We start from the raw sequence: 12,397 nt of genomic DNA on the forward strand, positions 1-12,397 counted from the left end.
TTTTAAAACTGTCCACATGAACACAACCTCTCCTTACAGGGTAGCTTCCATCGACGTGCTGCGTGGCCTGGTGATGGTGATCATGGCGCTGGACCATACCCGCGATTTTTTTCATCGTACGGCCATGACGGCAGATCCGCTCAATCCGGCCACTACTACAATGATGCTGTATTTTACCCGTTGGATCACACACTTCTGCGCGCCGACCTTTGTTTTCCTCTCCGGTGTCTCTGCTTTCCTGGCGGCACAAAAGAAAACAAAAAGAGAGGCATCGCTATTTCTGATCAAAAGAGGATTGTGGCTGGTAGTGGTGGAAGTAACGGTGATCACGCTGGGGCTGACTTTCAACCCCTTCTTTAACTTTGTGATACTACAGGTGATATGGGCCATCGGATGGAGCATGGTCATATTGGGGCTGCTCAGCTGGTGGTCGTGGAACGCTGTGCTGGCAGCTGGCTTGCTGCTGTTCTTCGGGCATAACGTGATCGACTATATGAAATTGCCTGCGGAAGGGCCGGCGTCTGTTATGTGGTTGATGTTGTTCACTTCCCGCGGCGGAATAGTGCCGCTTAATGCCACTCATTTGATAGGCGCGTTCTATGCCATATTACCCTGGACCGGCATTATGTTGTTAGGCTATTGCATCGGGCGCTGGTTCACCCGCGATTTCCCGGCAGAGAAGAGAAGACAACGGCTTATTATCACCGGCACGGCGCTGATAGCCATGTTCGTCCTGTTGCGGTGGATAAATGGCTATGGTAATCCTGTGCCCCGTAAGATTTATCCTGATCTTTGGTCCAATGTATTATCGTTTCTGGATACAAGTAAATACCCGCCGTCCCTGCAGTTTGCCGGGATGACCCTCGGGCCGGCTTTATTGGCATTGGCGGCATTTGAAAGGCTGCAACACGCGAAGAACAGTGTACTGGCGGTTTACGGCCGGGTACCTTTTTTCTACTACGTGTTACATTTTTATCTGCTACACACGGTGTTGGTGATTGCTTTTTTTGTGGCGGGATATCATCATGGGCAGATAGCGCAGATACCGTTCTGGTTCCGGCCTGCCGATTTCGGATATGCGTTGCCGGGAGTATATCTTGTGTGGGCTGCGGTGGTATTGGCTTTGTATAGGCCTTGCCGTTGGTTTGACCGTTACAGGTCCACGCACCGGCAGTGGTGGTTAAGTTACCTGTAAGGTTAATAGGTCGGATGGCTGCCTGCGCGTAGCCAGAACGCTGTGATAATGGGGAATAACAACAGTAATATCAGATAGCCGACCGGCTTGTGGTGGTAGGCGCCCTGTATCAGTCGCGCTATCCCCAGCAGGAGACAGAAAACATTGATCTGGCTGGCCAGGCGGGGATACTGTTGCCGTAACAAGAGGATATTGCCCAGTGTGGCCAGTATCAACAGGCTGTAAAAACCAAGGAACTGCTTTCCTGCAAGGTGAAAAGGATTTAAGCGGTGATAATAAAAATTCAGGAAGATAAGGATGGCCGCGCCACTGGCTGCCAGTAAGAGGTAGCTGGTTTGTTTTGAGATGGTCCGCATAAGTCATTTGTTTTAACGTGAAAGAATGTTTACAGGTGATGGTTCAGCTGCCACCGCAACCACCGCATCCTCCGCCGCATCCGCTGCCACAGCTGCTGCCGCAACTGCTTCCGCAGGAACTGCCGCTGCTGCATGAGCTGCCGGAAGAGCCGTCGCCGCTTTCGCCTTTGATGTTTTTGCGTACAGTATGAAAAGCCAGGAGCGCAAGTACTATCAGCCCAAATACTGCGTTACCGGGAGTACAGCCCGTCAGCAGCAGGCTAAGGAATAAGAGAAGAGGCAGAAGCCGTGGAAAGAAGCAGGAGCGGGGGCTTTTTCGTGGAGGGCGTGGGTTGTTGTGCCAGATGTCTGTAGGAGGGCTTTCGCCAAAAACGGTCTGATATGACCGGAGGGTTTCCTGGAACCAGTCGTTGTGCCTGGCCTGTTCCGGCGGCCCGCCTTTGGAGGGATGGTGGTGTAATTTCCGGCCGAGGACTTTTGTACAGAATTCTTCCCAGTAGTTCTCCGTGTAAAGCAGGTGCTTGTGCCATACCTGGTCGATCACATAGGAGGGCGAGGCGCCGGTAGGGGAGATGCAGCAGAGGTAGACAAATTTACGGTACTCTGCAATGGCCCTGCCGGTGAAGTGTTCGTCCCAGTTGTTTTCCCGGGCCAGTTTTCGCGAGAAGGGAAGCGCTGCCGTGGGATCATCCAACTGAAATGCTGTAATCCCTTGCCATAGCGGGTCTTGTCTGAATGTCGTCCCTTCGCGGATACGGGGTGTGATGTTTGTGGTTGTTGTCATATGTTCGTTTTTTATTTGAAAGTAAATTCGCTTTTTCCCATAATACTAGAATCTTCTGATTATCTTACAGCGTCTTTTTTTCGTCTTAAAATCGTATTATTATGACTAGGGAAGAGTTGGTTAACCTGGAACGCCTGATGAATTATATCTCCTGGCATTTCCTCCGTAAAAAAGAATGGAAAGACGTCTCTAAAACAGAATGGGCGCATGTTGCGGGTGAATTTAACGCCCTGTTGGACAAACAGCGGAAACAGAGAAAACTGTCAGTAGCGTCCCTCACTTTCGGGGACAATTATTTCTACGAGCACCTGATCATCAAAAAACTAAAGCCATGGAAAAACCGGACCGCCGCGGCCGCTATCAGCAGCCCCAATTTCTCCCGGCTGAATACCATTGCTAACGCGCTGGGATATACGAATTACATCGATTTTATCAACACCGCTACTGAAGGATTTCCTTTCCATGAATTAAAAATCAATATCCCGCTGGCACCGGTCAACCATAAGCTGCTGGAGCACCTGGTAGGCTACTGGTACTGCTACAACCGCAACCTGCCCATGCGTGACCAGGACGAGGGCGACCGTATCTGGCGTTCTTCCCTGGAAATATACCGTTCCGGCGATGAATACCTTGTAGAGCGCACCGGCCGCGACAACCACATGTATTATGGCAAAATCACTTCCTTTGCCAATTATCTCTTCATCATCATGAACAGCACCACTTTCATCCGGCAACGCCATTTTGTGGGCCGGCTGAAAGATGTGGAAGACAAAATGAAACGCCCGGGCTTCCAGGTCAATGAACTTTCTTTCATCAGTACCTGTGTGAGCTTCACGGAAGAGCCCATTGCCCTCTACGAAATTTTTGACCGCGTACAGCATGCCCGCGATTTTGAAAAAGTATCGATAGACCTGCCCTTCGATAGCCCGTTGCTTCCAAAACATATCATGACACACCTCAGAGACGTACGAGAAAACCGTATCATGGAACACTAAGCCAGATCCGGATTTCGAATGTTCAGAAATGGACAGCGCATGTTTTAAAACCGTACATTTATCTTGAAGTGCAAAAGATAATATATTGGTTTTCAATGTGTAAAAACATGGCATTGTCTTTTTACTGCAGTGATAAACATACAACTGTTCAATGATCAGGAACTACTTTAAAATCGCTGTCAGGAACCTTGCGCGCAGCAAGGGATATGCCGCTATCAATATCTTCGGACTGGCAGTGGCGCTGGCCACCTGTCTGCTGATCACACTTTTTGTGGTGGACGAGCTGAGTTATGACCGCTACCATCAGAAAGCAGACCGCATCTACCGCGTAAATGCGGATTTCCTGGTGAACGGTAATGCCTTTCGTGAGCGGTACACGCCCGCACAGATGGGCGCTACCATGCTGAAGGACTTTCCTGGCATCGAAAATTATGTAAGGCTGCGTGGTTTCGGAGAGCGTTCGTTCCTGGTCAAAAAAGGCAATGAAACGCTCATGGAACAGAATGCCGGCTACGCCGACTCTACGCTGTTTGATGTGTTTACCTTACCTATGATGGCCGGCGATCCCAAAACGGCGCTGACCAAACCTTATACGATGGTCATCTCCCAAAAAATAGCGGAGAAATACTTCGGTAAAACGGAAGCCGCTATTGGTAAGGTCCTGCACGTTGATAATACTGATGATTACCTGGTGACCGGCGTTATTCAGAATATGCCGGCGGCCTCACATATCCACTTCGATTTTATCAAGTCGATGGCCAGCCTGGAAGACAGCCGTAACACTGCTTGGATGGCTGACAACTACGACACCTACCTGCTGGTAAGGCCAGGCGTCAGCGAAGCCACCCTGCTCGGGTATCTCAAAACGCTGACCAAAAACTATATGGACGAGCCGCTGAAAAAAATGGTCGGCAGCAATATCGAAGAGCTGGAAAGAAGCGGCAACCATTTTCGTTATGACTTATTACCGCTCACTAAAATACACCTGCATTCTCCATTTACCAATGAAGTGGAACCGGGCGGCAATATCCAGTACGTATATATATTCGCGGTAGTAGCGGTATTTATTCTGCTGATTGCCTGCGTGAATTTTATGAACCTCTCAACTGCCCGCTCTGCTGGACGTTCGAAGGAAGTGGGCGTACGTAAGGTACTGGGCTCGCAGCGCACCAATCTCATTACGCAGTTCCTGACAGAGTCCATGCTGACAACCCTGATCGCCGCATTGGCAGCGATTGTGCTGGCTTTACTGTTGCTGCCTTATCTCAATCAGGTGGCAGGCAAATCCATTACATGGGACATGTTGCTGAATAAATGGCTGCTGCTGGGCATGCTGCTCACCGTTTTTGTGGTAGGATTGCTGGCAGGCAGTTACCCGGCATTCTTCCTTTCGTCCTTTGAGCCGATACAGGTGCTGAAAGGTAAGCTGGCCATTGGTTTCCGGGGAGGATGGCTGCGCAACAGCCTCGTGGTCTTCCAGTTCTCCACGGCCGTGATGCTGATCGTGGGTACGCTGATCATTTATAGTCAACTGAATTATATCCGCAACAAAAAACTGGGTTACAACCGCGAACAGGTGGTGGTACTGAAAAATACGGCGTCGCTCTGGGTACATGCCGAAGCCTTTAAAGACGAAGTGTTGAAACTGCCGGGCGTACAAGCCGGTACCATGACCGACGTACTGCCGGTGTCCACTGTGATGAACACCAGTATTTTTTCCAAAGATGCGGCAGGCAGCGCCGGGCAGGTAAGTGGTTTGTTCGAATGGCATGTAGATGCGGATTATTTGAAAACACTCGGAATGCAGATCGCCAAAGGCCGGGATTTCTCGCCGGATATTCCATCCGATAGCAGTGCCCTGCTGATCAATGAAACAGCAGCTAAATTGCTGGGTTATGGCGACCTGAATGACCGTTTCCTGTATGCAAATAATGAAGGAGGCAAACCGCTGCGGATCATAGGTATAGTAAAAGACTTCAACAGTGGCACCCTCCACACTAAAATACCGCCTATTGTCATGCGGCTGTCGAAACGGCCGGACATGATGGCTTTCCGTATCCATACCAGCGATATCCCGGCACTGATCAGCAACATAGAAGATAAGTACCACAGTGTGGCCGGTATGGAAGGCCAGCCTTTTCAATACACTTTCCTGGACGATGATTTCAGCCGGTTGTATGCGGCAGACCAGCGCACCGGTAAGATATTTATTTCCTTTACCTGCTTCGCGGTCCTGATTTCGTGCCTCGGTTTGTTCGGGCTGGTGACCTATGCTGCCGAGCAGCGTACCAAAGAAATAAGCATCCGCAAGGTGATGGGCGCCAGCGTGGCCAGCATTGTAGCATTGCTGTCCCGCGACTTCCTGAAGCTGGTGGCGGTGGCTATCGTAGTGGCGTCACCGTTGGCCTGGTGGATCATGGACCGCTGGCTGCAGGATTTCGCCTACCGTATCAGTATCGGATGGTGGGTATTTGCCGTCACGGCCTTCCTGGCCATCCTCATTACCATCGTCACCATATGCCTCCAGGCAATAAAGGCAGCGAGGGCCAATCCGGTGGTGGCGTTGCGTTAATACTTTTCGTATATTAAGGGTATGATGTTTCGCTTATACCGATGGGCCGGTTGTCTGCTTTTGTTATGGCTGACGACCGGCTTGTACGCACAACCCGTAACCCCGGCGGATTATCACCTGAACGCTTATACGCTGCACGATGCAGCGTTGGGGGATGTCCGTTACTATATCTCTTCTGAAGGCCTTAACACTAAAAAACCACTGCTGTTACTCCTCGATGGCTCCGGGCACCTGCCACTGGCACTGCTGGTGAAGGAACCGCGGCGGATGGAGGTGATGAACACCTTCGACGCCGACCTGCTGAAACTGGCCAACCGCTTCCATGTGGTGATGATCAGTAAACCAGGCGTACCGTTCTGCGATACCATACAGGTACAGCGGGACACGGTGACCATGGAAGATGTGGACCGGCTGCTGCCCATGCCTTATATCTACCGTCATAAAGGAGGCCTCGAATGGCGCGCCCAGGCGGCTTCCCGCGTGATCGACGCCGTTTGCGCGAAGTTTCCGGTAGACCCGGCCCGCGTGTTGGTGTACGGTTATTCAGAAGGAGGGCAGGTGGCCCCTAAAGTGGCTGTGCTCAATAAAAGGGTGACCCATTGCGCCAGCATCTTCGGCAGCGGCCTCAATCAGCTGTACGACTTCATCGTGGATGCCCGCCAGGAAGCGATAAAAGGCCACATTTCCTATGCAGCGGCCCAACGGCGCGTGGATTCGTTGCTGCAACTGTTTGCAGATATCTACAAAAATCCGCAGGACACCCGGCAGGAGTGGGAGAGCAATACCTGGCAACGCTGGGCCAGTTATGGCGCAGAGCCGCCGGTGCAGCAGTTCACACAGCTGAATATTCCCTTGTTCGTGGTGGCAGGCATGCACGATGCCAATTCCCCGATTTACAGCCTCGATTACCTGCCGCTCGAGTTCCTGCGCCTCGGTAAGAAAAACCTCACCTACAAAGTATACCCCGTGGACCATTTTTTCCGGAACACAGCCAACCCCCAGGATGCCACCGACTACAAGTCGCAAATGCTGAATGCCCTGCTGCAGTGGCTGAAAGTACGCTAACGGAAAAATGCCATCTTATCTCCCGAAAAAAAATCTTTACCAAAAAAACATAAGTAAGCGAATATTCACTTATTTTTGAATCCTCAAACGTTTGTAGAAAAAATCATGCGGACCCGGAACACGGAAAAAATGGAACTCGTCAGAAACATGACGATGCAGATGGTAGCGACCAATGGTATTGAAAACTTTTCAGTCAACAGTCTCGCAAAAGCCTGTGGCATCTCTGTCGCCACTTTGTATATCTATTACAAAGACAAGGACGATCTGATAACGCAGGTGGCCATAGAGGAAGGCACCCGGTTGTATGACGCTATTTTGAAAGACTTTGATCCGGACCAGTCTTTTGAAACAGGCCTGTGGCAACAGTGGCAAAACAGGGCATACTACCTGATGAAGAATCCGTTGTCATCATCGTTCATCGAAAAGATACACATGTCCAGCTATAGTGAAAAAGTAGGAGAGGCCATCAGTTCCATGTTCTATCAAAGTATGGTGCGTTTTGTGGATGGTGCTATAAAAAGAAAAGAACTTGTTCCGCTTCCGCCGGAAGCCTGGTGGTCGGTAGCGTTTGCGCCGCTGTACACCCTGCTGCGCTTTCATTATCAGGGACGTAGTATTGCTAAAAAGCCATTTAAACTGACGGACGAATTGATCCGGCAAACATTTGAGGTCGTTGTAAAAGCTTTAAAACCATAATCTCCAGCCCTTATTTTCAATTATTAAACTACCATGCAAAAAGATACTACTAAGGTCCCCTTCACCGGGTATCAAAAATTTGTCGTGCTGATATTGGCGCTGACACAGTTCACCGTCATCCTTGACTTTATGATCATGTCGCCAATGGGTGACCTGCTCATGAAATCCATGGACCTCAATCCGAAGCAATTTGGTCTGGCGGTTTCCGCCTATGCCTTTAGTGCCGGGGCTTCCGGCCTGCTGACGGCTGGTTTTGCCGACCGCTTTGATCGCAAGAAGCTGCTCACGTTTTTCTACAGCGGCTTTATCCTGGGAACTATCTTCTGCGGCCTCGCGCACACGTACCCTTTGCTGGTGGCGGCACGTATCTTTACCGGGCTTTTCGGTGGCGTGATCGCTTCTATCTCCATGGCCATCATCACTGACCTGTTCGATATTCATCACCGCGGACGTGTGATGGGATACCTGATGATGGGCTTTGGCGCCAGCCAGGTGCTGGGCGTGCCCATCGGCCTTTTCTTCGCCAACCGTTACGGATGGTGGATGCCGTTCCTGCTGGTAGCAGGTTTTGCCCTGCTCGTAATGGTGCTGATACAGGTGAAACTAAAACCAGTGAACCAGCACCTGAAGGTACAGAGAGACAGATCTCCATTGGCGCACTTATGGAAAACTTTTGCCAACAGACAATACCGGATCGGTTATACCGGTACCGCGCTGGTGTCTGTGGGTGGCTTCATGATGATGCCCTTCGGTAGTGCCTTCGCTGTCAATAACCTCGGCCTTACCAACGAACAGCTGCCGGTCCTCTTTATGGTGTCTGGCGTAGTGGCACTGGTGGTACTGCCTTTGGTAGGTAAAATGGCAGACCGTATTGATAAATTTAAACTGTTTGCCATGAGTGCCGGTTGGATGATCATCATAGCACTCATCTACACAAGGCTTGGTCAGACGCCCTTTGTGATCGTTATGGCATGGAACGTCCTGCTGATGATCGGTATCCTGGGACGTAGCATTCCAAGTAATGCACTCATCAGCGCTGTGCCGCAAATGGAGGACAGAGGCGCTTTCATGAGTATCAATTCCTCCTTGCAACAAATTGCAGGCGGAGTTGCAGCTGCGATTGCAGGCATGATTGTCGTACAGAAAGATAAATACAGTCCGTTGGAAAATTATAACATTGTTGGTTATCTGATGACAGCACTCACCCTTGTCAGTATATGGACGGTGTATCGCGTGAGCGAGATAATCAAGGCCAGAATGCAGATGCAGAAAGCATAAGCGCGGAATCAAAAAAATAATTGTAAAGGTGTGTCCATATCGGCCACACCTTTTTTTATTTCTTTTTCAGTTGGATGATCACCCAGGTTGACCTTGTTTTTTCTTTCTTAATTATTAATAATCTGGTAACACGCTTCATTATTAAATCCTGTTTCCACGTTCTAGTTTTACAAAATCAATTTTATTACAAACCTGCTTATCAATGAGGAAAGTCACTGCGGTCAGTTTGCACTCGCATGGTGGATCTTTATGTACATCATCCTTCGGGCAATCGATTAAAAAACACATTTGTCACAACATCTTTATCAACCGAAAAGCCTTACAGATGTACGATTCCACGAATTGACAACTGAAACGCACGTCATTTGAATTTCTTCACGGGCATACATATACGCCCGGTAATCAATCATCATTTTCACACTAGCTAAATTAAAGCGCACTTTTATGAACAAATTTTATTTCAGTAGCCAGCTGCTGAATTTTTACGTAAAGGTTTTCTGTGCTTTTACGTGCATGGTCATATGCATCTGCCTCTTGTCACACGATGCGCACGCCCAGGGAAAATTCAGTGTCCAGGGTAAAATTACAGATGAAAAAAAACAACCGCTTCCCGGTGTCAGTGTATCTGAAGCCGGCACCAAGACAGGTGTTGTAACAGACGTTGACGGTCTGTACAAACTGGAGGTGAGCAGCTCCAATGCCACGCTGCACATCGCTTTCCTCGGCTACGACAGCAAAGATGTAGTGGTCGGCGGACAACACACTATTCATATATCATTAGCACCGCAACTTCGCCAACTCAATGATGTGGTCATCACCGGTTACGGTAAAACCAGCAAAAAAAATGTGGTAGGCTCCATCTCCTCTGTCAGCGCCGGTGAATTCACACAAGGTGTGATCAGCAGCCCCTCGATGCTGCTGCAGGGAAAGGTGCCCGGTCTTACTGTCACCAAAAGCGGGAATCCTAACCAATCGCCAACGGTTATACTGAGAGGTCCCTCTACCTTACGCTCCGGTGCGCAGGAGCCTTTTTATGTGATCGATGGCGTGCCTGGCGCTCCCATCGACCTGGTGGCGCCCGATGATATTGCCACTATCGACGTACTGAAAGATGGTGCCTCTACCGCCATATATGGCGCCAGAGCGGCCAACGGCGTGATCATGGTCACCACCCGCCGCCCTAAAACAGACCAGCTTCGCATCGCTTACAACGCATATGTAGGCATCGAAAAAGTAGCCAAACGCCTCGAAGTGCTTACCGGCGACGAACTCCGTAAATACCTCGCGGACAACGGACAGGTGCTGGCACCAGCCAACAACGACACTGTTCCGGGCACACAGAAACTGGTCAATACCGACTGGCAGAACGAAGTACAACGCACCGGTGTTTCACAGAACCATAACCTGTCTGTTATGGGTGGCTCTAAAGCCACTACCTATGGTTTTAGCGTGAACTACCTCGACAACCCGGGCATCATCAAAGGCTCTGCCCTTAACCGTATGAGCATACGGGCCAATGTTGGTCAACGTGCCTTCAACGACCGTCTGCGCCTCGATTTCTCTGTGTTCAATTCTTCCACCAAACAGGACAATGTGCCAGACGCGGTATTGTACAATATGCTCAACTACCTGCCTACGGTGGCGGTTACACGTCCTGACGGCAGCTTCACGGAAGATTTTGCCGGCAACATCAGAGGCAGCAACAACCCGGTGGCACTCATCGCTAATAATAAAGACCAGACCAAATCTTCCCGCTTCCTGGCCACCGGCCTGGCAGAAGTGAAGATCCTGCCCGGTCTTACCTATACCGCCAGCCTCACCACACAGCGCGAACAATTTAACCGCAACGTATATTACAACAGCCTCTCCGTACTCGCCAAAGGCAACGGCGGTAAGGCCAATCGTATCGCCTGGGCAAACACCCGTAATATCATCGAGTCTTATTTCAACTACGATAAGACCGTCGGAAAACACAACTTCAAAGTACTGGCTGGATACTCCTGGCAGGAAGACCGTAGCGGCGATGGTTTCGGCGTAACCACCCAGGGCTTCGGCAGCGATGCGCTCTCCTGGAACAACCTCGCTCTCAGCAATCCACCTGCCGGCACAGTCGTATTCGACAACTCCGCACAGACCACCCTCACCACGCTGCGCCTCATTTCCTACTACGGCAGGATCAACTACCAGTACGCAGATAAATACTACGTACAGGCCTCCCTGCGTAATGACGGCTCTTCCGCTTTCGGTAAAAACAACCGCTGGGGCTATTTCCCCGCTGCATCAGTGGGATGGCGTATCAGCCAGGAATCGTTCCTGAAAACCGTACGCGCGCTGGATGACCTGAAACTCCGCGTGAGCTACGGCATCTCCGGTAACTCCCTCGGCTTCGATCCGCTCACGGCGCAACTGCAATACAGCACCGTAGGCCGTTACTATGATAACGGTCAGCTGATCAACGCCATCGCGCCGGTACAAAACGCCAACCCCGACCTGAAATGGGAACGTACCGCCATGTTCAACGTGGGCGTGGACTTCACCCTGCTGAAAGGTAGACTGAGCGGCGCTATCGACTATTACGATAAACAAACCTCCGACCTCATCTGGAACTACCCGGTGTCCACTACGCAGTACATAGCCACTACCTTGCTGGCCAACGTAGGCAAAGTGAGCAACAAAGGCGTGGAAATCGTGCTGAACGCAGATGTGATCAGAGGTAAGAATTTCACCTGGAGAACAACTGTCAACGCTTCCCATAATACCAATAAAATCAGCTCGCTGGCCAACGATCAGTTTACCCTGAAAGATATCCCAACTGCTATCCTCGGTGGTAAAGGGCAGTCAGGCAACTGGAGCCAGAAAGTGCTGGAAGGCCAGCCTATCGGCACTTTCACGTTGTTCCACTACCTCGGTAAAGACAAAGATGGTATCTCCACCTATCAGAAAGCCGATGGCACCGTTACCACTTCGCCCAGCACCGCTGACCTGATGGTTGCCGGTTCCGCGCAACCGAAAGTCACCTACGGATGGAGCAACACCTTCCTGTATAAAGGTTTCGATCTGACCATTTTCATTCGTGGCGTGTCCGGCAACAAAATCCTGAACGCTACGCTGGCAGCCATCAATACACCGACCGACGCTAAAATGACCAACATCTCCAAATTCACGCTGGGAGAGTCTTACAACGATAAAAACTCCTTCCTGATCTCTGACCGGTTCCTGGAAAATGGTTCTTACCTCCGCATGGACAACCTCACCCTGGGTTATACTTTCAAAACGAAAAGCCAGTATATCCAGTCCATTCGTGTATACGGTAACGTTAACAACGTATTTACCATTACCAACTACAGGGGTATTGATCCGGAAATTGACCTCGGCGGCCTTACACCGGGTATCGACGTACGTAACTACTATCCGAAAACCCGTTCCTTCATTTTTGGTGTGAACGCTACTTTTTAA

At 50.3% G+C, this 12,397-nt stretch carries 9 protein-coding genes; 7 read left to right on the forward strand and 2 right to left on the reverse strand.

Annotated features, from left to right (window positions below):
* Positions 1 to 16 precede the first annotated feature (16 nt).
* Positions 17 to 1,195, forward strand: a complete 1,179-nt coding sequence (locus tag HGH92_RS32380; protein ID WP_168874983.1) for a DUF1624 domain-containing protein — start codon at positions 17 to 19, stop codon at positions 1,193 to 1,195.
* 2 nt (positions 1,196 to 1,197) lie between these two features.
* Here the strand turns inward: HGH92_RS32380 and HGH92_RS32385 are convergent, their stop codons facing one another.
* Together HGH92_RS32385 and HGH92_RS32390 are read right to left on the reverse strand one after the other, a co-directional pair.
* Positions 1,198 to 1,551 carry a hypothetical protein gene (locus HGH92_RS32385; protein WP_168874984.1) on the reverse strand — a complete coding sequence of 118 codons (354 nt, stop codon included), beginning with the start codon at positions 1,549 to 1,551 and terminating at the stop codon, positions 1,198 to 1,200.
* 43 nt (positions 1,552 to 1,594) lie between these two features.
* Entirely contained in the window at positions 1,595 to 2,335 is a 741-nt protein-coding gene (locus HGH92_RS32390; RefSeq protein ID WP_168874985.1) for a glycine-rich domain-containing protein, read from the reverse strand.
* A gap of 101 nt (positions 2,336 to 2,436) precedes the next feature.
* Between HGH92_RS32390 and HGH92_RS32395 the strand changes: the two genes are divergently transcribed.
* The 6 genes from HGH92_RS32395 to HGH92_RS32420 all read left to right on the forward strand — a co-directional run bounded on the left by HGH92_RS32395 (position 2,437) and on the right by HGH92_RS32420 (position 12,397).
* A complete protein-coding gene (locus tag HGH92_RS32395; RefSeq protein WP_168874986.1) occupies positions 2,437 to 3,330 on the forward strand; it encodes a hypothetical protein in 894 nt (297 codons plus the stop codon).
* A 151-nt stretch (positions 3,331 to 3,481) separates the two neighbouring features.
* Positions 3,482 to 5,902, forward strand: coding sequence for an ABC transporter permease (locus tag HGH92_RS32400; protein WP_168874987.1), 2,421 nt, complete (start codon positions 3,482 to 3,484; stop codon positions 5,900 to 5,902).
* Positions 5,903 to 5,923: 21 nt separating this feature from the next.
* A complete protein-coding gene (locus HGH92_RS32405; protein ID WP_168874988.1) occupies positions 5,924 to 6,967 on the forward strand; it encodes an alpha/beta hydrolase family protein in 1,044 nt (347 codons plus the stop codon).
* Positions 6,968 to 7,096: 129 nt separating this feature from the next.
* Positions 7,097 to 7,663 (forward strand): TetR/AcrR family transcriptional regulator, encoded by a 567-nt coding sequence (locus tag HGH92_RS32410; RefSeq protein WP_211092812.1) that lies wholly within the window; start codon positions 7,097 to 7,099, stop codon positions 7,661 to 7,663.
* A gap of 33 nt (positions 7,664 to 7,696) precedes the next feature.
* Positions 7,697 to 8,941, forward strand: coding sequence for an MFS transporter (locus HGH92_RS32415; protein WP_168874990.1), 1,245 nt, complete (start codon positions 7,697 to 7,699; stop codon positions 8,939 to 8,941).
* 444 nt (positions 8,942 to 9,385) lie between these two features.
* Positions 9,386 to 12,397 (forward strand): SusC/RagA family TonB-linked outer membrane protein, encoded by a 3,012-nt coding sequence (locus HGH92_RS32420; protein ID WP_168874991.1) that lies wholly within the window; start codon positions 9,386 to 9,388, stop codon positions 12,395 to 12,397.

Source organism: Chitinophaga varians, assembly GCF_012641275.1.
Classification (GTDB): domain Bacteria; phylum Bacteroidota; class Bacteroidia; order Chitinophagales; family Chitinophagaceae; genus Chitinophaga; species Chitinophaga varians_A.